The sequence below is a fragment of the Bradyrhizobium guangzhouense genome, from assembly GCF_004114955.1.
In the GTDB taxonomy this organism is placed as follows: Bacteria; Pseudomonadota; Alphaproteobacteria; order Rhizobiales; family Xanthobacteraceae; genus Bradyrhizobium; species Bradyrhizobium guangzhouense.
In genome coordinates this window covers 1,140,443-1,161,926 of the sequence record NZ_CP030053.1, presented here as the reverse complement: position 1 = coordinate 1,161,926, position 21,484 = coordinate 1,140,443, and the positions used below count along the sequence as shown (strand labels likewise).

22 protein-coding genes are annotated in these 21,484 nt (G+C 65.5%); 10 read left to right on the top strand and 12 right to left on the bottom strand.

Going from position 1 to position 21,484, the window contains the following annotated elements; translation table 11 throughout:
• Positions 1 to 144: 144 nt before the first annotated feature.
• From XH91_RS05715 to XH91_RS05695, 5 genes are all read left to right on the top strand, one after another.
• Positions 145 to 387, top strand: coding sequence for a hypothetical protein (locus XH91_RS05715; protein WP_128949672.1), 243 nt, complete (start codon positions 145 to 147; stop codon positions 385 to 387).
• A gap of 25 nt (positions 388 to 412) precedes the next feature.
• Positions 413 to 664, top strand: coding sequence for a GCG_CRPN prefix-to-repeats domain-containing protein (locus tag XH91_RS05710; RefSeq protein WP_128949671.1), 252 nt, complete (start codon positions 413 to 415; stop codon positions 662 to 664).
• Positions 665 to 908: 244 nt separating this feature from the next.
• Positions 909 to 3,620, top strand: a complete 2,712-nt coding sequence (locus tag XH91_RS05705) for a T6SS phospholipase effector Tle1-like catalytic domain-containing protein (protein ID WP_128949670.1) — start codon at positions 909 to 911, stop codon at positions 3,618 to 3,620.
• A gap of 140 nt (positions 3,621 to 3,760) precedes the next feature.
• Positions 3,761 to 4,432, top strand: a complete 672-nt coding sequence (locus XH91_RS05700; RefSeq protein WP_164933625.1) for a response regulator — start codon at positions 3,761 to 3,763, stop codon at positions 4,430 to 4,432.
• Complete coding sequence (locus XH91_RS05695) at positions 4,429 to 6,348, top strand: sensor histidine kinase (RefSeq protein WP_128949668.1); 1,920 nt, start codon at positions 4,429 to 4,431, stop codon at positions 6,346 to 6,348. The genes XH91_RS05700 and XH91_RS05695 overlap by 4 nt, the downstream gene beginning before the upstream one ends.
• 150 nt (positions 6,349 to 6,498) lie before the next feature.
• Here the strand turns inward: XH91_RS05695 and XH91_RS05690 are convergent, their stop codons facing one another.
• Positions 6,499 to 6,789: a hypothetical protein gene (locus tag XH91_RS05690; protein ID WP_128949667.1), complete on the bottom strand. Its 291-nt coding sequence runs from the start codon at positions 6,787 to 6,789 to the stop codon at positions 6,499 to 6,501.
• A 235-nt stretch (positions 6,790 to 7,024) separates the two neighbouring features.
• Here XH91_RS05690 and XH91_RS05685 point away from each other — a divergent pair, with 235 nt between their 5' ends.
• A complete protein-coding gene (locus XH91_RS05685) occupies positions 7,025 to 7,249 on the top strand; it encodes a hypothetical protein (protein ID WP_128949666.1) in 225 nt (74 codons plus the stop codon).
• Between the two features lie 80 nt (positions 7,250 to 7,329).
• Here the strand turns inward: XH91_RS05685 and XH91_RS05680 are convergent, their stop codons facing one another.
• The 4 genes from XH91_RS05680 to XH91_RS05665 all read right to left on the bottom strand — a co-directional run bounded on the left by XH91_RS05680 (position 7,330) and on the right by XH91_RS05665 (position 10,262).
• Positions 7,330 to 7,995: a hypothetical protein gene (locus XH91_RS05680; RefSeq protein WP_128949665.1), complete on the bottom strand. Its 666-nt coding sequence runs from the start codon at positions 7,993 to 7,995 to the stop codon at positions 7,330 to 7,332.
• Between the two features lie 84 nt (positions 7,996 to 8,079).
• Entirely contained in the window at positions 8,080 to 8,790 is a 711-nt protein-coding gene (locus XH91_RS05675; RefSeq protein ID WP_164933626.1) for a hypothetical protein, read from the bottom strand.
• Between the two features lie 133 nt (positions 8,791 to 8,923).
• Entirely contained in the window at positions 8,924 to 9,172 is a 249-nt protein-coding gene (locus XH91_RS05670; RefSeq protein WP_128949664.1) for a hypothetical protein, read from the bottom strand.
• Between the two features lie 124 nt (positions 9,173 to 9,296).
• Positions 9,297 to 10,262, bottom strand: a complete 966-nt coding sequence (locus XH91_RS05665) for an NAD(P)H-dependent flavin oxidoreductase (RefSeq protein ID WP_128949663.1) — start codon at positions 10,260 to 10,262, stop codon at positions 9,297 to 9,299.
• 107 nt (positions 10,263 to 10,369) lie between these two features.
• On the opposite strand from XH91_RS05665, the gene XH91_RS05660 reads away from it, so the two are divergent.
• The 3 genes from XH91_RS05660 to XH91_RS38710 all read left to right on the top strand — a co-directional run bounded on the left by XH91_RS05660 (position 10,370) and on the right by XH91_RS38710 (position 13,492).
• Positions 10,370 to 11,932 carry an AMP-binding protein gene (locus XH91_RS05660; RefSeq protein WP_128949662.1) on the top strand — a complete coding sequence of 521 codons (1,563 nt, stop codon included), beginning with the start codon at positions 10,370 to 10,372 and terminating at the stop codon, positions 11,930 to 11,932.
• Positions 11,933 to 12,233: 301 nt separating this feature from the next.
• Positions 12,234 to 12,821 (top strand): hypothetical protein, encoded by a 588-nt coding sequence (locus tag XH91_RS38715; RefSeq protein WP_206736856.1) that lies wholly within the window; start codon positions 12,234 to 12,236, stop codon positions 12,819 to 12,821.
• 8 nt (positions 12,822 to 12,829) lie between these two features.
• Entirely contained in the window at positions 12,830 to 13,492 is a 663-nt protein-coding gene (locus tag XH91_RS38710; RefSeq protein ID WP_164938252.1) for a hypothetical protein, read from the top strand.
• A gap of 31 nt (positions 13,493 to 13,523) precedes the next feature.
• On the opposite strand, the gene XH91_RS05640 is transcribed toward XH91_RS38710, so the two are convergent.
• The 7 genes from XH91_RS05640 to XH91_RS05610 form a co-directional block, all read right to left on the bottom strand.
• Positions 13,524 to 14,297, bottom strand: coding sequence for a thioesterase family protein (locus XH91_RS05640; RefSeq protein WP_128949658.1), 774 nt, complete (start codon positions 14,295 to 14,297; stop codon positions 13,524 to 13,526).
• An 11-nt stretch (positions 14,298 to 14,308) separates the two neighbouring features.
• Positions 14,309 to 15,277: an NAD(P)H-dependent flavin oxidoreductase gene (locus XH91_RS05635; RefSeq protein ID WP_128949657.1), complete on the bottom strand. Its 969-nt coding sequence runs from the start codon at positions 15,275 to 15,277 to the stop codon at positions 14,309 to 14,311.
• 249 nt (positions 15,278 to 15,526) lie between these two features.
• Positions 15,527 to 16,927, bottom strand: coding sequence for an aspartate ammonia-lyase (locus tag XH91_RS05630; protein WP_128949656.1), 1,401 nt, complete (start codon positions 16,925 to 16,927; stop codon positions 15,527 to 15,529).
• 30 nt (positions 16,928 to 16,957) lie between these two features.
• Entirely contained in the window at positions 16,958 to 17,485 is a 528-nt protein-coding gene (locus tag XH91_RS05625; RefSeq protein WP_128949655.1) for a hypothetical protein, read from the bottom strand.
• A 121-nt stretch (positions 17,486 to 17,606) separates the two neighbouring features.
• Positions 17,607 to 18,209 (bottom strand): YqaA family protein, encoded by a 603-nt coding sequence (locus XH91_RS05620; protein WP_206736855.1) that lies wholly within the window; start codon positions 18,207 to 18,209, stop codon positions 17,607 to 17,609.
• Positions 18,210 to 18,351: 142 nt separating this feature from the next.
• On the bottom strand, positions 18,352 to 18,756 hold the full coding sequence (gene hisE / locus XH91_RS05615; RefSeq protein WP_128949654.1) for a phosphoribosyl-ATP diphosphatase: 405 nt from the start codon (positions 18,754 to 18,756) through the stop codon (positions 18,352 to 18,354).
• Positions 18,757 to 18,872: 116 nt separating this feature from the next.
• Positions 18,873 to 19,235, bottom strand: a complete 363-nt coding sequence (locus tag XH91_RS05610; RefSeq protein ID WP_128949653.1) for a hypothetical protein — start codon at positions 19,233 to 19,235, stop codon at positions 18,873 to 18,875.
• A 304-nt stretch (positions 19,236 to 19,539) separates the two neighbouring features.
• Here XH91_RS05610 and XH91_RS05605 point away from each other — a divergent pair, with 304 nt between their 5' ends.
• Positions 19,540 to 21,345, top strand: a complete 1,806-nt coding sequence (locus XH91_RS05605; protein WP_128949652.1) for a glucan ABC transporter ATP-binding protein/ permease — start codon at positions 19,540 to 19,542, stop codon at positions 21,343 to 21,345.
• Positions 21,346 to 21,484 lie beyond the last annotated feature (139 nt).

Here is a 21,484-nt window from a genome sequence, read left to right as displayed (position 1 = left end):
GCAAGGCCTCCGGCGCCGGACAGTCCAAGACGCCCCTCACGCCGCCATCCTATGCAGGCAACGGATGCGACATTCCCCCACACGCGAATCGCGTCCGGGCAACCGGGCGGCCCCAGCCTGACGCCCGCTGGAGGAGACATCGACATGCGAACCTCTCTACCCCGCAGCCTCGTGCTCGGCGGCGCCATCGCAACCAGCCTCTGCATCGGCTACGCGCTCGGTGCGCAGCCGCACATGGACGAGGCCATCGCGATCCTGCAATCGGCCCGCGCCGAGCTCGCCAAGGCCGAGCCCAACAAGGGCGGCCATCGCGAACGGGCGCTGGGGTTGATCGACAACGCCATCGCCGAAATACGTGCCGGCATCGCTTTCGCGGCCACCCACTGAGGCGACAGAGCCAGGAGCACACATCATGATCCGGACCATCCTTGCCACGGCGCTTGCGCTCGGTGTGATCGTCAGCTCTGCCCGGGCGATGCCGCTGGCGCCGTACGGCGCCCAGGGCGGCGGCGATGTCATCACTGTTGCCGGCGGCTGCGGCGCCGGCTGGCACCGCGGCCCCTATGGCGGCTGCTTGAGAAACTACGCCGACCCTGGCGCGCATGCGTGCCCGCGCGGCTACCATATCGGACCGGGCGGCGCCTGCCGAGGCAACGGCAAGTAGAAGCCAGCCACCCGACCGCTTCGCAAACAGGTGTCATGCCCGGGCCTTGCCCCGGGCATTTCTTTTGCCCCTTGTGGCCCAATTCACAGACGGCCCGAGCGGGTCGGCACCATCCTGGTTGCTACCTCAGCGCGCTCGCAGGCACAATACATCCATCATTTCATCGTGCGTCTATCGATTGGGTTCGGAGGATGCCACCCCATCAGGGCTTGAAGCATCCCCGACGGAAATCTCGGAGGGGCCCATGACCCACCATGACGAAACGCCGCACGGCAGTCCCGCAACACCGGACCACGCGCATGCCGACGGGAATGCGACTGCACCCGGCGCGCGGGCGCCGCGCAAGCTCGTGCTGTTCGCCGACGGCACCGGCAACGCCTTCACCACCCAGGAATCCAGCGTCTGGCGACTCTACGAGGCGCTCGACCATACCCAGCCCGACCAGATCGCCTACTACATCAAGGGCGTCGGCACCGCCGGCTGGGCGCCGCTCGCCGCGCTCGATGGCGCGACCGGCATCGGCGTGCCGGCCAACGTTCGCAAGCTCTATCGCTTCCTGTGCTGGAACTGGCGGCCGGGCGACGAGATCTACATCTTCGGCTTCAGCCGCGGTGCCTTCACCGCGCGCACGCTGGCGGCCCTGATCGCAAGCCAGGGTCTGGTGCCTGCCGTGATCGGGGACGAGCCCGTCTCCCATGCCGAGATGGAGCGCAATGCCATGTCCGCGTGGCGCGAATATCGCCGCGAGACCGTCCCGTGGCAGCGCAGCCTGCCGACGATCTGGATCGCGCGCCTGATCCGGGACATCGTGCTCTACGTCTATCATTTGATCTTCGGACACCGCCCCTACAGCGCTGTCCGCACCGCGATGAACGGCCGCAAGGACGTCAATATCGACTTCCTCGGACTGTTCGACACGGTCGAGGCTTTCGGAGTCCCGATCGAGGAGCTGCGCGTTGCGATCGACTGGGCGATCTGGCCAATTTCGTTCCGCAACCACCGCCCTTCGCACAAGGCGAAGCACATCTGCCATGCACTTGCGCTCGACGACGAGCGCACCACCTTCCATCCGCTGCGGATCGACCAGTCTCATCTCGCCGCCGACCAGATGGTCAAGGAGGTGTGGTTCACAGGCGTCCACTCCGACATCGGCGGCGGCTATCCCGACTGCACATTGTCGTTCGTGCCGCTGGTCTGGATGGCCGACCAGCTCGGCAACAAGCTTCGCTTCCAGAAGGGCACGGTCGAGCATTTCAGGGACTATCAATCGGCCATCGGGCCGCTGCATGATTCACGCAGCGGCGCGGCGGTGCTGTATCGCTACGGCCCCCGTCCGGTCCTGGCAGGCAAGGCCAATGGCGGCACGCCCGTGGTGCATTTCGCCGTGGTCGAGCGCATGCTGCACGGCTGCGACGACTATGCGCCGATCATGCTTCCTGCCGACGCCCGGGTGCTGATGCCTGATGGCAGCAAGCTCGACCTCACCGACGAGGGCACGCGCGAGGCGATGAAGGGGGCTTATCTGACGAAGGCGCGGGGATCGCGTCGGCAGAAGGAAGCCGAGGCGTTCACCGCGATGAGCATGCCCGACGCCGAAATGGCCTCGCTCGCCCGCGACACCGTGTGGTGGCGCCGCGTCGCTTATTTCGCGCTGCTGTTCATGGTCGGCGTGATCGCCAGCTGGCCGTGGATCTCCTATCCGCTGATTCAATGGTCCAAACGTCCCGTAGGCCATGAGGGTGTCTCCTTCATCGCCAACATCGACTGGGTGCTTGGCGCCGTGGTGGCTCCATTCGCCAATCTCGTCAGGAGCGTGATGCCGTCCTATGCGGCGCCCTGGCTCGACATTGCGATCTATTATCCGTTCATGACGTTGGTCGTGGCGATCCTGACCTGGTGGATCTGGAACAAGAATTCGGAGCTGCGTGATACCATCCAGGAACGCGCGCGCCTCGCCTGGAATACGCCCCGCCGCAAGGCGAGCCTGAGCCACATCGACGAGCCCGGCCGGCTGTTGAAGTTCGGCCATTGGATGCGGATGAATGCCGGTCCGGCAGGGCTCGTCATCACCAAGGGGCTCGTGCCGGCCATCTTCCTGCTCACGATCTTCGGCTCGGCGGCACTGATGCTGTCGAACAGCCTGTTCACCGGACGGGTCGCGCTCGGGAAAGTCTGCACCACAAACCAGGATGCTGCCGGATCACCCCAGATCGGCACACCGGTGCGTGACGACCCGACCGATGCGATCGCGATGTTCGATACCAGGACGTTCTGCTGGTGGAGCGGGCTCGCGGTCGAGAAAGGCCGCAAATATCGCGTCTTCATCGATGTCAAAGAGCCCTGGTTCGACCGCACCACCATGAGCGGAGCGAACGGCTTCCGGACGCATGGGCTGCGTCACACCATCGCTTTGCCCGAACTGCGTCTCTACGCAGCAAACTGGTTCCAGCCCGTGGTACGCATCGGGACCAAAGGGGTCACCGAGCTTCCGCTACAAGCGATCAACGTGATCCCGGCTGACGCCTTGCCGCGCCGGATCAAGCCGACACTTCCAGCGGAAGATGATGTCGAAGGACGGGATCAATATCCTGTCAGCCTCGACGACATCGACCGCTTCAAGGACGAGCTGAAAACGCTCGGCAATTTCGAGCCGATCCCTCAGGACATGCTCGCGGATGCAGAACAGGTCTGGCGGAACGAAGCCCTGACCGACCGCATCGTCGCCGAGTTCATCGCCCCCGACTCGGGCGAGCTGTTCTTCTACGTCAATGATGCGGTGCAGATCTTTCCGCAGCTCTTGCCGCAATCGATGGTGCCGTCGTGGCTCATGGTGATCCAGGGCCCGCCAGACCTATTCTATCACAACAACACCGGCACGGCGAAAATCTCGGTGCAGCGTATGCCCGCACCTGCGCTGCCCGCGGCGAATACCGCCTCGCCGCTGGCGAGCAAGTAACGCCGCGCGGAGTGCGCCAATCAAGCCGTTGGGCTCTCGACGCGTGCCCTCGCCCCCATGATTATGGGTGTCGCGCCCCCATGGCCACGGCTAGACTGGCCGCACACGCCGCGGGGGACACGCGGCGCAGGACCATGATCATGACGGACCAGGACGAGACCGGTGAGGCCATCACCATCCTCCTCGTCGAAGACGATGCACCGACCTGCTGGCGCCTTCAGGACGCCCTGACGAAGGCCGGCTACGAGGTGCGCACGGCAGGCACGCTGGGCGAAGCCCGGAGCGGGCTTGCGGCCGGCGCGCCCCGCGTGCTGCTGACCGACCTGCGGCTGCCCGACGGCCATGGCGTCGAGCTGATCCGTGAGACCAGGCAGCGCTTTCCGAACACCGAGATCATGGTGATCTCGGCGCTCGGCGACGAGGAAAGCGTGATCTCCGCCATCACCGTCGGCGCCACCGGCTATCTGCTCAAGGACGCCTTCCCGACCGACATCGCGACCACCGTGCGCGATCTGGTCGCCGGACATTCGCCGATCTCGGCCTCGATCGCGCGCTTCATCGTGCGGCGAACACAGAATTCGGCCGAGCCGCCGCCGGGTCCGGCGCTCAACACCGCCAAGCTGACGCCGCGCGAGATCGACATCCTCTGGGGCATCGCCAAGGGATTCAGCTACGCCGAGATCGCAGGCCACCTCGGTCTGTCCCGGCAAACCGTGCCCGGCCACATCAAGAACATCTATCGCAAGCTCGAGGTGCACACGCGCAGCGAAGCGGTGTTCGAGGCGGTGCAGCAGGGTCTGATCAAGCTGTGAGCGAGATTGCCGCGAAGGCCGTGACCACGCGGCAGAAGCAGCGGCTCGCGCGCATCGTGCCGTATCTCCTGCTGCAGGCGCTGATCGTGATCGCCAGCCTCCTCGGGCTGCGGCTGCTGGAGCCGCGCGACCCCGATGATTTTGCCGTGAGCGAGTTCTCACTGCGCGAAGCCGGCACGACACGGCCCGTGACGCTGCCGGACTTCACCGCGTCGCGTTATTCGCTCGCCGATCCGCCGCTCTATTCAGGCAGCTTTGTGTTCAGGGCCGATGGCGCCGGCACGACCTGGTCGGTCTTCCTGCCGCGCTTCAGCAATGGCGTGGAGGTCGCGATCAACGGCGTCACGATCCTGGACTCCCGGCGCGATCCCACGGCCAACCGGCCCGATCGCAACACGCCGGAGATCGCGATGATCCCGGCCTCGCTGCTGCGCAAGGGCAGCAACGACATTTCGGTGCGGCTGTTCGTGTGGGGACCGCTGCGCGGTTTCCTCGACACCGTCTATGTCGGCCCGGACGCCGCCTTGCGCCCGGCCTTCGAGACCCGCACGCTGCTGTTCGTCACGCTGCCCGTGGTTTTCTCCGCCTGGCAGTCGATCCTCGCCGTCATCCTCGCCATCATGTGGCTGATGCGGCGGCACGAGCCTGTCTACGGCGTGCTCGCGGCCGCGATGGTGCTCGGCGTCGTGCAGGCTTTCATCACGCCTCCGGTGCCGCCGGCCGCCTCGTCGCGCCTGGTCGGTGTGCTGCTCTCCTCCGCGCCGATCGAAAGCGCGCTGATCGTGGCGTCAGCCGTGCTGTTCCTCGGCTGGCGCTGGCCGCGCTATGGGGTGCTGCTGTTCGTGCCCGGACTTATCGTGATCGCAGGCGGCCTCATCGCGGGGCCGCCGCTGCCGCGCATTCTCTTCCTGCTGCTCGGCATCCCCACCGTCGGGTTCTGCCTTGTGCTGATGGCGGGCATCGCGGCCTACGCCGTGTTCCGGCGACAGGATGTCGCGAGCTTCGCGCTCGGCTGTGCGGCAACCGTGGTGCTGACCTGCTGGGTCCACGACATTCTGTCGGTGTTCGAGATCATGCCGAACGAACGCACCTTCGTCTCGCGGCTGTCCTATTCGGCATTGCTGATTGCGATCGGCGCCGGGCTGACCTGGCGCTTCGCCCGCGCGCTGAACCAGGTCGACAGCTTTGCCGGCCAGCTCGTCGCACGCGTGCGCGAGGCGGAGGAACGGCTGAAAGCAAGCTTTGCCCGCGAGGAGGCGCGCGCCCGGGCCGCAGCGCTGGCCAACGAACGCACCCGGCTGATGCGTGACTTGCATGATGGTCTCGGCGGCCAGCTCATCAGCATCGTCGCGCTCTCCGAGCGTGGGCACGAGGGCGCGACCATTACCGATGCGGCGCGCGCCGCGCTGAAGGATCTGCGCCTCGTCATCGACTCCATGGATGACATCGGCGGCGATCTCATGCTCGCGCTCGGCTCCTGGCGCGAGCGCGCGGTCATGCAGCTCCGGCCGCACGACATCGCTCTCGACTGGCGCGTGGCGACGCCGCAGGGCCTGCCGCTGCACCCCGAGCTGCGGCCCTGGCACGTCATCCAGATCGTGCGCATCCTGGACGAGGCCGTGACCAATGCGGTCAAGCACGCGGACGCGCGCCACATCACCGTGACCGTCGAGACACGCAACGACGGCCAGGGGCCCTACGGCGCGATCAGCGTCGCGGACGATGGTCGCGGCTTTGCGCTTGGTGAGGACGGCGAAGCTGCGGGTGCAAGCCAGACCGCGCGCGGCGTGCGCAACATGAGAAGCCGCGCGAGGCGTTGCGGCGCGGTTCTCGAGCTGAGCACGGATGAATCGGGCACACGCGTGCGGCTGCAATTGCCGCAGATCTTTCCCGACAGCGATGCGGCCGGCGGCTGAAAAGCCCCCTCCCCGGGCGCGTGGGACGTGCGGGGAGAGGGATCGGGCCGGGATATTGGCTTGCGAAGGACGGGGGGTTCGTTCGCAGGCTGCGCTTGCAGCGGGCTCCCTGGCCCGAAAGAATGCAACCAACTCAATCCAACAAAGTCGTCAGCGCACGCCGACGCGGTTGACCGGGCCGCCACGATTCATCGGCGTCCCGGCGCGGACGCCGACACCGGGCGCGCCCACGCCGGGCGTCACCACGGCCGCAGCCGCAACCGGCGCCGCCGGCGCAACCACCACGGCCGCATCCGGCCGCACCACGCAGCCCTTGGGCACGCCGACCGTCTTGCAATAGATCACCGCCTGCGCCGGGCTCGTGCCCAGCGAAACCATCGCCGCACCCGCCAGCATCATCACCGTCAGCCCGGCGCTCAGCGCTCCCACTCTTTTCGACATCTTGCTCTCCTGCTTCCCGTTCGGCGCCCTGGTGCAATCACCTGATCTCGCGGCCGACGTCCAGCCTCAATGGCAAAAGACTGATCACCAAGACATGCCATGAAGATGGGGGTGCGGCAGGCCAAGCCTGCGAGCCGATGCCATGAACATGGCATGGACCGACCAGGGATCTCCGCGAGATGGTCCGCCGCGCTCGATCCCCAGCGCAACCACCGCAATTGCAAAGAGGTGCTTTATGAAGACTTCAATTCTTGCCGCGCTGCTGCTCACTGCCGCCGTCCTGCCAGCCGCAGCTCAATCCGGCCCCACGCCGCAGGAGCAGATGGCGTGCCGCGGCGATGCCAGCAAGTTCTGCGCCGAGCACATCGGCAAGCCGCCGGAGATGAATGCCTGCCTGCGTGAGAACAAGACGAAGCTTTCAGACGGCTGCCGCAAGGTGGTGGAGTCGCACGGCGGCTGACATGTCTTCCTGCTCGCCTTGCACAGGCGGCCTGCTGAAGCCGTCGCTGCCGCTCACATTCGTGTGCGCGGCATCAGCTGCTAGTCGTCATCGTCGCCAAACAGCCGGATCTGCGGCAAGCCGCCGCGCTGCCGACCGGCAAAATCACGCGAATCAGAATCCTCGCGGTCGCTCCGCGCGACGTCATCCCAATTGGTCTGGTCGCGCCCGCCACGCGCATCGCGTTGTTCATAACGACGACGTTCGGCCCAGCGCTCGTGCCGTTCCGCCCGTCGACGCTCGGATGCGGCGCGCTTGACATCGGAATCCCTGGCCTTGGCATAGGCATTCTCGGGCGAGGGTGCCGGCTCGGTCGAGGCCTGCTGCTCGGCGGGCTTTGTGGCTTGCGGAGACGACGAAGGCGCCGGCTTGGACGGTTCGACGGCCGCGGTCTGCGCGGGCGGCGCCGGCGGTTCAGCTTTGGCCTCGGTTGTCCCCGCATCAGGCTTCGCGTCGGGCTTGGCTTCGCCCTGCGCCTGCGCCGGCGCGGCGACGACCGTGCTGAACGCCTGCGAGCCCGTGAGATATGGCACGCGCTCCGACGGCGGGTTGGTTTCCGCGCGCGACGCCACCTTGCTGGTGTCGGGCCCGTGCTTGGGCGCGATCGGATTCATGATATTGCCGGCAACGATGCCGCCACCGAGACCGATGGCAATGGCAGCAACGATCGATCCGGCGCCGACGAAATAAGCTGTCGAGGCACGCATTGGCCCACTCCCTGTTTGGAGCGGGCAACGCGTTGGGATTGCCGGATGTTCCTGAAAGACGTGGTTCCCGGGAGGAAACAGTCGTCAGATCTGCTGCGCGACCTTCTCGAGCCCGATGATGCGGGCGAGCTTGCGCACTTCGTCCTTCTGGTCGTCACGCAACTGGAACAGCAGCGGCATCGCGGCCGACTTCAGCTGCTGGACCTCATCGCAATTCGGATCGATCTGCACGTTCGGCCCGTTGGGATTGGAGAGCTTGTTCGCCGAGATCTTCTTGACGACGTTGCGCAGCGCGCTCTCGACCGAGGGCCAATAATATTCCTGCGACGACGACAGTTTCAGGCGATCCCGAATGCCGGCGATCTGCACGTCGGAGAGCAGAGAGTAGGTCTTTTGCGGCAGCGGCTTGGCAACCGGCTTCGGCTTCGGCGGAGGCTCGATGGCAGCGGTGGTTTCGGGGGCAGCGGGCGCCTCGTTCACGCTCGCTTTCGGCATCGGGAAATCGGACGGCGTCGCCGCGGCAAAGGCCTGGCGCAGCGGTTCGGTCGGCACCGGCGCCTGCGACAGCCGGTCGGCGGGAACCTGCACCGGGTCGATCGCGGCCGAGGCCAGCGCCAGGGTCGGAACCAGCCGGTCGGCCTTGGCGGCTCGGTTGGCGGCGAGCGGCTTGGGCGGAGCCTGGGTGATCATCTCGGCACTGACACTGGGCACGCTGTCGCGGCCGAGGATGGCAGTGGTGGCGGCACCGAGGACGAGGATACAGGTCAGCACGGTGATGGTGATGGCTCTGGACAAACGTCTCTCCGGAAGGACCGCTTCACGATGTTGTTAGAGATGCCCGGCAAAAGGGCACGAATTAAGGCTTGAGTGTGCCTTTGCGGCGACAATCGCCCTGCCTGGAGCGACGGAGCCAGAAAGCCTCGCGAAATCAAGCCGCTACGGCGAGATCGTAGGCGTCCTGGATGTCGGCAACGATCTCGGAGGCCTCCCAGACCGCACGCGGCTCGACCGATTGCAGCGCCACCGTCCAATTGCCGCCCCGGCGGGTGCGGGGGACGCTGACGATGTCGAAGCGGACATTGCGGCAAAGTGGGTGACGGGCCAGCGCATGGGCGACGCGAACGCGGATCTCGTCCAGCGTGGCTGATGTCTTGCTGTTGAGAAAATCGAAATCCATCGCCTGTCCCTCTCGTCCTGATTGGCGGCCGTGAGGGGGATTCTTGGCGGGCGATGGTTAATCTGCCGTTAAATGCGGGCTTGCGGAGCCATGCGGGATTAACTGTGCCTGGCGGCGCGGAAGGTTAGCGCTCCCTTGCCGCGCGGTACTCCGCGACCGTTGCTGCGACGAGGTCGTCGACTGCCATCACGCCTGATACGCCCGACGTCGAATGCCCGCCGCTCCAGATATCGCGCCAGCGCTTCGGCCTGACCTCGCGCGCGCCGACATCGATGTCCTTGCCGATATCGATCGCGCCACGCGCCGGGAGATCATTGGGGTCGAGACCGGCGGCGACGATCGACGGCTTCAGCATGCTGGTCTGCAAGCCGGTGAAGGCGGTGGTGAGCAGGATGTCGTCGGCGCTGCTGTCGACCAGCATCTGCTTGTGGCGCTCGTCCGCCATGCTCTCGCGCGTCGCGATGAATTTGGTGCCCATGTAGCCGAGATCGCAGCCGAGCACTTCGGCGGCATGCAGCGCGCGGCCGTCGCTGATGCCGCCGGCGAGCACGATGATGCCGTCGTAGAACGCACGCACTGCGCGGACGAAGGCAAAGGGATTGAGCCAGCCGGTTTGTCCGCCCGCGCCTGCCGTCAGCAGCACCAGCCCATCGGCGCCCGCTGCCGCCGCGCGCTCGGCGTGGCGGATCGAGGCGACGTCCGCCAGCACCAGGCTGCCTGCATCATGCAGCGGCTTCAGCACGGGCGCCGGCGAGCCAACCGAGGTGATGACGATCTCCGGCTTGTGCTCGAGCAGCACGGCGAGATCCTGCTCCAGCCGCGCATTGGAGCGATGCACGATCAGGTTCGGACAAAGCGGCGCGGCCTTGCGGCCGGTTTGATCCTCGTGCTGGCGCAGCCGCGTTGCGATCTCGGCGAGCCATCCATCGAGTTGTTCAGGACTGCGGCAATTCACGGTGGGGAAGCTGCCGATCACGCCATTGCGGCAGGCCGCAACCATGAGCTCGACGCCCGACACCAGGAACATTGGCGCAGCGATCAGCGGCAGGCTGAGACGATCGTGAAAACGCTGCAGTCGATCTGACGTCACGCATGCCTCCCCGCGCGGGCATTTCCATTCCATCCCGCATTCTCTGTGCTAGCCTCGCCATCAACATTGGCACGTGAGAAGCCGATGACAAAGCAACGAGGAAACATATGTCCGATCCGCTTCACGCATCGTCCCCGACTTGTGCGCAGACGCTACGGGCGTTAGCGCGCTATCCCGGCCGCACGGCTTTTGCCTGGCCCGGCGGATCGCTGAGCTATCAGGGCACGCTCGATCTGATCGGACGCATCCAGGGCGTCTTCATGCGGCTCGGCCTGCAGCCGGGGGCGCGCGTCGCGTTCCTTACCGCCAACCGCGCCGACACCTGGTGCGCCGGTGTCGCTGCGCAGACGTCGCGATGCTGCATCACCTGGCTGCATCCGCTGGGATCGGAGACGGACCAGCTGTTCCAGCTCGAGGACTCCGAGGCGGAGGTGCTGGTGGTTGATGTGGCTGCGTTTCGCGAGCGCGGCGGCGCGCTCGCAGCGAAGTCGCCCCTGCTCAAAGCTGTCTTCACGATGGGACCGGCCGACTACGGCGTCGATCTGCTCGCGGCGATCGAAAACGCCGGACATGCCAGCGCCCGATGCCTTGCAACTCTCGACGATCTCTCCACGCTGAACTACACCGGCGGCACGACCGGCAAATCCAAGGGCGCGCTGCGCACTCACCGCGAGAACGCCGGAGCGGCCGGCGCGATCCTCGCCGATTTCGAGATTCCGGACGCCGCGCGCTATCTCACGGTGGCGCCGATCAGCCACGTCGCCGGAACGAAGGTGCTGCCGACGCTGATGCGCGGCGGCACCGTGCACATGCTGAAGGGCTTCGATCCCGAGGCCGTGCTGGCGACGATTGCGCGCGAGCGCATCAACTTCACATTGTTCGTGCCGACCATGATCTACGTGTTGCTCGATCATCCCGCGCTCGACAAGACGGATCTCTCCTCGCTCGAGCTTGTGCTCTATGGCGCATCCGCCATGTCGCCGAGCCGGCTGCTCGAAGGCATCGAGCGCATCGGCCCGGTGTTCTCGCAGCTCTACGGCCAGACCGAATGCTATCCGGTCTCGGTGTTGCGCAAGAGGGATCACGACCCCAAAACGCCCGAGCTGTTCCTGTCCTGCGGCTTCCCGATCGCGGCGTGCGAGGTCAAGATTCTCGACGACGACGACCAGGAGGTGAAGACAGGCGAGGCCGGCGAGATCTGCGTGCGCGCACCGCATGTGATGGCGGAATACTGGAAGCGGCCTGATATCACCGCCGAGACTCTGAAGAACGGCTGGGTTCATACCGGCGACGTCGCGCGCCAGGACGAGCGCGGCTACATGTTCATTCTCGACCGCAAGAAGGACATGATCGTCACCGGCGGCTTCAACATCTTTCCGCGTGAGGTCGAGGACGTGCTGTCGCAACATGCCGACGTGGCGATGGTCGCGGTCGTCGGCATCCCCGACGAGAAATGGGGCGAGGCCGTTACCGCCATCGTCGTGCCGCGTGAGGGCGCGAGGCCCGATCCCGACGAGCTGATCAACATGGTGCGGACGCGAAAGGGCGCGGCCCATGCGCCCAAGCAGATCCAGTTCGTCAAGCAGCTTCCCATGACCGGCGTCGGCAAGGTCGACAAGAAGGTGCTGCGCGCCGGCTTCTGGAGCGGACGGGACCGGATGGTGGGATGATCTTCCCGACTGCGGCAACGGGTTCGGAATACACGCATCGCGCGAAATGCCGGGGATCTTCGGCGTTTTCACCCGGGATTTTACGGTGTCGTTGTGGCCGCGACACCACAACGCGCCACGGAGTGACTGCCCGTGCAGCCTGCGCGATTGCCCGCGAATCCGGGAATCAACTAGACCGCTGACGGGGCTGGGAAGCGGAGTGAGCAATGAGAGTCGCTTCCCTGGAAAGTGCAGTCGCCGCGGTCACGTTGATCACGGCTATCGTCGTGGTGCTGTGGGAGATCAAGATCTTCTACGGATTGTGAACTGGCAGGATGCCAAGTCGAATATGACCAAGCATCCCTTCCGCGGCGGCGGAAGCCTGCCGTTCAATCGGCCCCAAGCGCGAAAACGGCGCCGCCGTCACGCTCATCGCTTCTCGATCACCAGGCTCTACCGCGCCAAAGGTGTCATCGCCCGGCTTGACCGGGCGATCCAGTACGCCGAGACAGCTGCGATTGAACCGAGGGGCCGCGGCGTACTGGATGCCCCGCTTTCGCGGAGCATGACCACGAGAATGACGCGCGAACGTCGCGCCGCTCACCGCTTCTCGATCACAAGGCTCGACCGCACCAAAGGTGTCATCGCCCGGCTTGACCGGGCGATCCAGTACGCCGAGACAGCTGCGATTGAAGCGAGCGGCCGCCGCGTACTGGATGCCCCGCTTTCGCGGAGCATGACAGCGAGAATGACGCGCGAATGTCGCGCCGCTCACCGCTTCTCGATCACCAGGCTCGACCGCACCAAAGGTGTCATCGCCCGGCTTGACCGGGCGATCCAGTACGCCGAGACAGCTGCGATTGAACCGGGGGCTGCGGCGTACTGGATGCCCCGCTTTCGCGGAGCATGACAGCGAGAATGACGCGCGAACGTCGCGGGTCTCACCGCTTCTCGATCACCAGGCTCTACCGCGCCAAAGGTGTCATCGCCCGGCTTGACCGGGCGATCCAGTACGCCGAGACAGCTGTGATTGAACCGAGGGGCCGCGGCGTACTGGATGCCCCGCTTTCGCGCAGCATGACAGCGAGAATGACGCGCGAACGTCGCGCCGCTCACCGCTTCTCGATCACAAGGCTCTACCGTACCAAAGGTGTCATCGCCCGGCTCGACCGGGCGATCCAGTACGCCGAGACAGCTGCGATTGAACCGAGGGGCCGCGGCGTACTGGATGCCCCGCTTTCGCGGAGCATGACAGCGAGAATGACGCGCGAACGTCGCGGGTCTCACCGCTTCTCGATCACCAGGCTCTACCGCACCAAAGGTGTCATCGCTCGGCTCGACCGGGCGATCCAGTACGCCGAGACAGCTGCGATTGGACCGAGGGGCCGCGGCGTACTGGATGCCCCGCTTTCGCGGAGCATGACGCGCGAATTTCGCGCCGCTGACGGCTTCTCGACCACCAGGCTCTACCGCACCAAAGGTGTCATCGCCCGGCTCGACCGGGCGATCCAGTACGCCGAGACAGCTGCGATTGAACCGGGGGCCGCGGCGTACTGGATGCCCCGCTTTCGCGGAGCATGACAGCGAGAATGACGCGCGAACGTCGCGCCGCTCACCGCTTCTCGATCACAAGGCTCTGCACCGCGCGGCCAAAATAGCCCTGCCGATCCGCGAGCCGTGACATCGCAAGGCCCGCGCCATCAGGGCCGATCCAGGATTCGCCGTCGAGCAAGATCCAGTCGCCGACCGGCTGGCGCGCAAGATTTACCGTGAGGTCGGCGTTGATGTAGGTCCAGCTGCGGAAGTCGAGCGTCGAGGCGGTGCCGTTGGAGAAATCGGCAGCGACCACGGCGCGCATCGCCTGTGAGACCACCTCGCCCTCGACCAGCGGATGGTCGAGGCGAAACCAGATCGCGCCCGCCCCCGCCTGGCCGAAGCGGCCACGCGCCGCGCGCATCGAGACCATGCCCGCGAACGGACTGGTCGCGCCGTGACCGTCCTCGACCAGCGAATCCTCGGGCGACGGCAGGGTAACAGGCAAGTCCCTGACGTCGTCGGGCAGCGGCTGCGACTGCTGCTTGATCTTGAGCACGGTCGCGTCGACCACCTGCACGTCGTCGGCGAACAGCTTGATCTCGCAGAGCTGGATCTTGCGTCCCTCGCGCAGCACCTCGCTCTCGATGGTGAGCGGCGCCACCGGCACCGGGCGCATCAGATCGATCGTGACCCGCGCGATGGTCATCGGCACCGGCGTCGCGATCCGCTCCGCCGCCCACGTCACCAGCGCTGACGGCGCCGAGCCATGCTGCATGCGCCGGTCCCAGGGACCGGCGGCGTTGGGGCTGGTGACGACGCTGTTGCCGTCGACGCGATAGATGGCGGTCATTGCAAACGCCATCACAACGGCGGATCGATCGCTTCCTCGTATTCCTTCCTGAAGCGCGCGATCAGCTCGGCGGCGGGCAAGATGCCGTCGACGCTGCCAATGCCCTGGCCCGAGCCCCAGATCTCCTTCCAGGCCTTCGGCTTGGCGCGCTCGCCGGAGGCGTCGGTGCCGAAATTCATCTTGGAGGGATCCGACGTCGGCAGGTTTTCCGGATCCATGCCGGCAGCGAGGATCGAGGGCTTCAGGTAATTGCCGTGCACGCCGGTGAAGAGGTTGGAATAGACGATGTCGTCGGCCGTCGAGCCCGCGATCATCTCCTTGTACTTCTCGACCGCGTTGGCTTCCTTGGTCGCGATGAAGGCCGAGCCGATATAGGCGAAGTCGGCGCCGAGGATGCGCGCGGCGCGAATTGCCTTGCCGTTGCCGATGGCGCCCGACAGCGCGATCGGACCGTCGAACCACTTCCGCGTCTCGGCAACGAAGGCCAGCGGCGAGATCGTGCCGGCATGACCGCCGGCGCCGGCCGCGACCAGGATCAGGCCGTCGGCGCCCTTCTCGATCGCCTTGTGGGCAAACTTTTGATTGATCACGTCGTGGAAGACGATGCCGCCCCAGCCATGAACCGCCTGGTTCAGCTCCTCGCGCGCGCCGAGCGAGGAGATGATCATCGGCACCTTGTACTTGGCGCAGAGCTGCATGTCGTGGTCGAGCCGGTTGTTCGACTTGTGCACGATCTGGTTGACCGCGAACGGCGCCGATGGCTTGTCGGGATGGGCGCGGTCATAGGCCGCCAGCTCTTCGGTGATGCGCGCAAGCCATTCGTCGAGCAGCTCGGGCGGCCGCGCATTCAGCGCCGGGAACGAGCCCACCACGCCCGCCTTGCACTGCGCGATCACGAGGTCGGGCACCGAGATGATGAAGAGCGGCGAACCGATCACGGGGATCGACAGGCGCCCCTTAAACAGAGCAGGCATGGACATTGCGAAGCGATCCTTTGCTGGCAGGCGCATGAGAGGTTGGGGCCATACCAACAAGGCAATCTTTCCACTGTCAAGTATTGCGTTGCGACGTCGGGACGGACGCCGCTACGGCAATTCCAACGCGCGGAATTCCTGCCCCTCGTGATTCCGGGACGACGCGCAGCGTCGGGCCCGGAATCCATCGTGCGTCAGCGCGAATGGCGAAATGGATTCCGGGTTCGCGCTCCCGCGCGCCCCGGAATGACAGCGTCATCCAATCAAATCCGGATTGATCAGCCGCTCGAACGAGAACATCTCGTCCCATTTCTCCTGCGTCAGCAGCTTACGTTCGCTCACCACGATCTGGTGCAGCGACTTGCCGCTCTTGTAGCCTTCGCGCGCGATCTCGGCGCATTGCTTGTAGCCGAGCAGCGGCTTCAGCACGGTGACGATGCCGAGCGAGTTCAGCACGATGTTGCGGGTGTGCTCTTCATTCGCGGTGATGCCGACGATGCAGTTTTCGCGCAAGGAGTTGACCGCGCGCTCCATGGTGCGGATCGAGAAGAACAGCGCGAACGAGATCACCGGCTCCATCACGTTGAGCTGGAGCTGGCCGGCGCTCGCCGCGAGCGTCACGGTGGTGTCGAGGCCGATGACGAGGAAGCTGGTCTGGTTGACGACCTCGGGGATGACGGGGTTGACCTTGCCCGGCATGATCGATGAGCCCGGCTGCAATTGCGGCAGGTTGATCTCGTTGAAGCCGGCCCGCGGGCCGGAGGCGAGCAGGCGGATGTCGTTGCAGATTTTGGTCAGCTTGCTCGCGGTGCGCTTCAGGACGCCCGAGAGCTGCACATAGGCACCGGTGTCCGAGGTCGCCTCGACCAGGTCGCCGGCGAGAATGAAATCGACGCCGGTGAGCGCACTCAAGTGCCGGACCGCGAGCTTGGGATAGCCGACTGCGGCCGTCACCGACGTGCCGATCGCGGTGGCGCCGAGATTAATCTCGCGCAGCAGCGCACGCGCCTCCGAGATGCGGTCGACCTCCTCACCGATCGTGGTGCCCCATCCGCGGAATTCGGCCCCGAGCGACATCGGCACCGCATCCTGCAGATGCGTGCGGCCCATCTTCAGGACGCGATCGAACTCGCGGCCCTTGGCGAAGAACGCCTCCTGGAGCTGGCGCAGCGCCGTCATGTAGCTCTCGAGGCGCAGGATCAGCGCGAGGCGAAACGCGGTCGGATAGGTGTCGTTGGTGGACTGGCCGTAATTGACGTGGTCGTTCGGGCTGACGTGCTGGTAGTCGCCCTTGTGGAAGCCGAGCGATTCCAGCGCGAGGTTGGCGATCACCTCGTTGGCGTTCATGTTGGTCGAGGTGCCGGCGCCGCCCTGGATGAAGTCGGTGACGAACTGATCCATCATGTCGCCGGCGATGACGCGGTCGCAGCCGAGGATGATGGCATCGGCGACCTTGACGTCGATCGCGCCGAGGTCGCGGTTGGCCATCGCCGCGGCCTTCTTGACGTAACCCAGCGCCTTCACGAAGTAAGGCTCCTGGTTCATCGGAATGCCGGTGATGTGGAAGTTCTCCTTCCCCCGGATGGTCTGGACGCCGTAGTAGATGTCGTCGGCGATCTCACGCTGTCCGAGGAAGTCCTGCTCGTAGCGGCTCATGGGCGCTCCTTGCTGCTCGCGCGACGTCCTTCAGTTCTGGCACAGCGCGCTGGTGACGGCGGTATCGGTGCGGCAATCGTCGGGTTTGCGTTGCCTGCCCGGAATGAGAACCTTGGCCGAGCACTTCTCGGTGGCGTCGGTATTGAGGCTCCGGCCTTCCTTGTAGCCCTTGCTCTGGCAGAGCTGGTTGGCGGCGAGCTTGCAGTCGGGCGCACCGTTCGAGGAGATCGGGCAGGCCGCACGGCCGGAGACCATGGTCGACGGCGTCGCCAGGCGCGACAAATCGTTCATGGTCTCGCCGGGGCTTTTGATCGGCGGCAGGATCGAGGGCAGCTTGTCGAACAGCTTGCCCATTTCGTGGATCAGACCGGGGTTGTCCTCGCCCGCCGGCGGCGCCGAGGGCGCGGGCGGTGGCGCGGCCTGAGGCCCCTGCTCCTGCAAGCCGAGCGAGGGCGGCGCCGATTGCGCCAAGCCGGTCCCGCCGGCACCGAGCAGGAGCAGCACTGCTGACATCAGCGTCCCGAGCCGGACGGCCGGATTGCCGGATCGAACCATCATGAGGCCAACCGTAGCCGAAGCGGGCGCAGTGGCAAAGCGGGCGTTATTGCGTGAGCATGATCTTGTCGGAAAACCGCTTCACACTTTGCGCTAACGCGGCCCTTCGGGTCCGGATCATGCTCTAAATCAGCTTGATCGCCACAACAAAGCCGAGCACCAGCACGGCGGCGCCGAGCGCGACCCAGAGGCCGAGATGCCGCTCGATCCGCTCGCGAATCCAGTCGCCATAGCGGTTGAGCAGGATCGCCACGATGAAGAAGCGTCCGCCGCGCGCGACGATCGAGCACAGGACGAAAAGAGCGAGATTGTAGCCGGCAAAGCCCGAGGTGATGGTGACGAGCTTGTAGGGGATCGGCGTCAGGCCCTTCAGCAGGATGATGACGGCGCCCCACTCGGCATAGGAGGCGCGGAAAGCGTCGACCTTGTCGCCGAGGCCATAGACCTGGATCAGCCAATGTCCGATCGAGTCAAACAGCAGCGCGCCGATGGCATAGCCGAGCAGTCCGCCCAGCACCGAGGTCGCGGTGCAGATCGCCGCATAGATCCAGGCGCGCTGGGGGCGCGCCAGCGACATCGGGATCAGCATCACGTCCGGCGGGACGGGAAAGAAGGAGCTTTCTGCGAAAGCCACGGCACCCATGATCCAGAGCGCGTAGGGCTTGTGGGCGGCGTCGATGCACCAGTCGTAGATACGTTTCAGCATGGCGCCGCGATGAAGCACCATGGGACGGATTTGTCCATCGCGAGTTTTGTGACGGTCAGCGTGATCCGGACCCGAAGGGCCGCGTTAGCGCAAAGTGTGAGCGGTTTTCCGGAAAGATCACGCTCAAACAACAACCTAAAGCGCGATGATGCTTCATCGCGCTTTAGTGCCGTTTCCGCGCCCCGCGCCCTTCGAGCGCGACAATCGGCCGCCGGGCGGAGATGCGGGGTGAAGCGACTTTGGGCAGTTTCATCGGCGACTTCGGCAGCTTTTCGGCAATGCCGAGCATGTCCTCACGCCGCGCCATCTCGCGCCAGACGTCTTCGGGGCGCACGCCTGCGGACGCCCAGAGCACGGTGAGATTGTAGAGCAGATCGGCGCTTTCCCGGACCACGGCCTTGGCGTCGCCGTTGACCGCATCGATCACGACCTCGATCGCCTCTTCGGCCAGCTTCTTCGCCATCTTGGAGGGGCCGCGCTGAAACAGGCGCGCGGTGCGCGATGTTGCCGGATCAAGGTCCCTGGCCGCGAGCACAGCCAGATATAGCCGCTCAAGCGAATCACTCATGTACGCAAAACTACTCTAAACCAATGGAGAGCGCGTTAACGCCTGAGAACAAAAGCAAAAAACAGGCCGGCGCGGCAAGCGCGACGGCCTGTTGATCGATGGCTTCCGGCGATTGGTTATTCGCAGCCGTAACCGGAATAGCCGTGGGCGCAGACCTTGTTGTAGCCGCCATAGCGCTCCTGGTAGCCCGAGCCGTAATAATAGGGACCATAGCCGGGGGCGCTGTAGTAGGCCGGGCCGCTGTCGTAGTAGTAGCCCGGACCCGGATCATAGGCGTAGGCGTCGCGGCTCGCTGCGATCGCAAGCCCGGTGCCGATGGCGCCGGCAATCGCCGCACCGGCGAAGGCCGCGCCGCCACCGCCGTGCCAGTGGCGGCCGCCAGCGAACGAGGCGGTGGGGGCGACACTGGTCAGCGCCAGCACCGCGGCAGTGGCGAGAACGGCCTTGCGGCCGGCAAACCTTGAAAATCGGTCAAACATGACTTGGACCCTCCTTGGGACCTGCATTGGTGCCTCGAGACAGGCTCATGCCTCTCAAACACCCGTCACCTAAGTTAGGTTCCCCAACCCCAACACAAGCTGAACGGCATTGCGTGATCGTGACGCAACCGCCGCTCACCTTCCATTCATGTTGGGTGATGCAGACGAGCCCAACCCGCGCCGGCTCAGCCCCGCCGGCGAGAGATCGATCGGATAGCAAAAGCTTCCGCTGTATCTCGCGGGCGATCCCTGCTTAGAATGTCATTTCAAGGTCATACCGCCTGCCTGGGTCGACGCCTGCTTCATGTCCATTTTCGGTCTCTACACCCGCGTTCTGGAGCTGCTCGGCAAGGAGGCACGGCTGGGCTGGCTGCTGGCATTCGCCAATCTGCTGCTGGCAGGCTCGCAATTCGCCGAGCCGGTGCTGTTCGGGCGGATCGTCGACGTGCTCTCAGGCAAGAGCGTCGCAGGCTCGAGCTCGGCCTGGCCGTTCCTGCTGGCATGGGTCGCGTTCGGCCTGTTCACCATCGCCTGCAGCGCGCTCGTGGCGCTGCAAGCCGACCGGCTCTCGCATCGCCAGCGCCAGGCGGTGTTGACCAGCTATTTCGAGCACATCCTGCAGTTGCCGCTGACCTTCCACTCCGGCACCCATTCGGGACGGCTGATGAAGGTGATGCTCAACGGCACGGACGCGCTGTGGCGGCTCTGGCTCGGCTTCTTTCGCGAGCATTTTGCCGCGATCCTCTCGGTCGTGGTGCTGCTGCCGCTGTCGCTGTACCTGAACTGGCGGCTCGCGATCCTCTTGTTCGTGCTCTGCATCGTCTTCACCGCGCTGACGACCTTCGTCGTGCGCAGGACCTTCGGCATGCAGATGGCGGTCGAGGAGCATTACAGCGAGCTCTCCGCACGCGCCTCCGACGCGCTCGGCAATGTCGCGCTAGTGCAGAGCTTTGTGCGTGTCGAATCCGAGGTGAAGGGCTTGCGCTCGGTCGCCGACGAGCTGCTCGCGGCGCAAATGCCTGTTCTCTCCTGGTGGGCGCTCGTCACTGTCATCACGCGCGCCTCGACCACCATCACCGTGCTCGCGATCTTCACGCTCGGCATCGCGCTGCACGACCAGGGCCTGACGTCGGTCGGCGAGATCGTGATGTTCGTGAGCTTCGCCACGCTGCTGATCCAGAAGCTGGAGCAGGTCGTCAGCTTCATCAACAACGTCTTCATGGAAGCCCCGCGCCTGCGCGAGTTCTTCAATGTGCTCGATGCCGTGCCCGCGGTGCACGACCGGCCCGATGCGATCGATGCCGGGCGGCTGTCCGGCCTCGTCGAGTTCAACGACGTCACCTTCTCCTATGACGGCAAGCGGCCCGCGATCGAGGACCTCTCCTTCACCGCGCTGCCCGGCCAAACCATCGCGCTGGTCGGTCCGACCGGCGCCGGCAAGTCGACTGCGATCGCGCTTCTGCACCGCGCCTTCGATCCGCAATCCGGATTCATCAGGATCGACGGCATGGACGTGCGCGGCGTGACGCTGACATCGCTGCGGCGGAACATCGGCGTCGTGTTCCAGGAAGCGCTGCTGTTCAACCGCTCGATCGAGGAGAATTTGCGCGTCGGCAAGCCGGATGCAACCGAAGCCGAGATGCGCAAGGCGGCGGAGCGCGCCCAAGCGCTCGAATTCATCGAGCGCAGCGGCGGCTTTGCGACCAATGCCGGCGAGCGCGGCCGCATGCTTTCCGGCGGAGAGCGGCAGCGGCTGTCGATCGCGCGTGCGCTGCTGAAGGACCCGCCGATCCTGATCCTGGACGAGGCGACCTCCGCGCTCGATGCCGTGACCGAGGCCAAGGTGAACGCCGCTCTCGACGAAGTGATGAAGGGCCGCACCACCTTCGTGATCGCCCACCGCCTCTCCACCATCCGCAATGCCACGCGGATTCTGGTGTTCGAGAGCGGACGGGTGATCGAAAGCGGAACTTTCGATGAACTCGTGGCCAAAGGCGGCCATTTTGCCGAGCTCGCCAAGGCCCAGTTCATGGTGCAGGAACAAGCACCGGCCGCGCGGGGCAGCGCGAGTGCCGCGGAGGCCGCTTCGGCTGCCGTCAAGTCCCCGTAGCGCCGTCGAAATTCAGCCTATTTCATTGCGGAATACCGGTGCGAAGCCCCTATTCTCGACGCACGAGCCAGTATAGGTTTGCGCTGCCGCGAGCGGCGGCGCTGGATTTCAAAACCGAACATCAGATCACGAGAACCGC

What these genes read in the sequence shown, in the direction of transcription:
- XH91_RS05715 (WP_128949672.1), top strand. Translation starts at nt 145, where the DNA reads ATGCGAACCTCTCTACCCCGCAGCCTCGTGCTCGGCGGCGCCATCGCA.
- XH91_RS05710 (WP_128949671.1), top strand. Translation starts at nt 413, where the DNA reads ATGATCCGGACCATCCTTGCCACGGCGCTTGCGCTCGGTGTGATCGTC.
- XH91_RS05705 (WP_128949670.1), top strand. Translation starts at nt 909, where the DNA reads ATGACCCACCATGACGAAACGCCGCACGGCAGTCCCGCAACACCGGAC.
- XH91_RS05700 (WP_164933625.1), top strand. Translation starts at nt 3,761, where the DNA reads ATGACGGACCAGGACGAGACCGGTGAGGCCATCACCATCCTCCTCGTC.
- XH91_RS05690 (WP_128949667.1), bottom strand. Translation starts at nt 6,789, where the DNA reads ATGTCGAAAAGAGTGGGAGCGCTGAGCGCCGGGCTGACGGTGATGATG.
- XH91_RS05685 (WP_128949666.1), top strand. Translation starts at nt 7,025, where the DNA reads ATGAAGACTTCAATTCTTGCCGCGCTGCTGCTCACTGCCGCCGTCCTG.
- XH91_RS05680 (WP_128949665.1), bottom strand. Translation starts at nt 7,995, where the DNA reads ATGCGTGCCTCGACAGCTTATTTCGTCGGCGCCGGATCGATCGTTGCT.
- XH91_RS05670 (WP_128949664.1), bottom strand. Translation starts at nt 9,172, where the DNA reads ATGGATTTCGATTTTCTCAACAGCAAGACATCAGCCACGCTGGACGAG.
- XH91_RS05660 (WP_128949662.1), top strand. Translation starts at nt 10,370, where the DNA reads ATGTCCGATCCGCTTCACGCATCGTCCCCGACTTGTGCGCAGACGCTA.
- XH91_RS38710 (WP_164938252.1), top strand. Translation starts at nt 12,830, where the DNA reads ATGACGCGCGAACGTCGCGGGTCTCACCGCTTCTCGATCACCAGGCTC.
- XH91_RS05640 (WP_128949658.1), bottom strand. Translation starts at nt 14,297, where the DNA reads ATGACCGCCATCTATCGCGTCGACGGCAACAGCGTCGTCACCAGCCCC.
- XH91_RS05635 (WP_128949657.1), bottom strand. Translation starts at nt 15,277, where the DNA reads ATGTCCATGCCTGCTCTGTTTAAGGGGCGCCTGTCGATCCCCGTGATC.
- XH91_RS05630 (WP_128949656.1), bottom strand. Translation starts at nt 16,927, where the DNA reads ATGAGCCGCTACGAGCAGGACTTCCTCGGACAGCGTGAGATCGCCGAC.
- XH91_RS05625 (WP_128949655.1), bottom strand. Translation starts at nt 17,485, where the DNA reads ATGATGGTTCGATCCGGCAATCCGGCCGTCCGGCTCGGGACGCTGATG.
- XH91_RS05620 (WP_206736855.1), bottom strand. Translation starts at nt 18,209, where the DNA reads ATGGTGCTTCATCGCGGCGCCATGCTGAAACGTATCTACGACTGGTGC.
- hisE (WP_128949654.1), bottom strand. Translation starts at nt 18,756, where the DNA reads ATGAGTGATTCGCTTGAGCGGCTATATCTGGCTGTGCTCGCGGCCAGG.
- XH91_RS05610 (WP_128949653.1), bottom strand. Translation starts at nt 19,235, where the DNA reads ATGTTTGACCGATTTTCAAGGTTTGCCGGCCGCAAGGCCGTTCTCGCC.
- XH91_RS05605 (WP_128949652.1), top strand. Translation starts at nt 19,540, where the DNA reads ATGTCCATTTTCGGTCTCTACACCCGCGTTCTGGAGCTGCTCGGCAAG.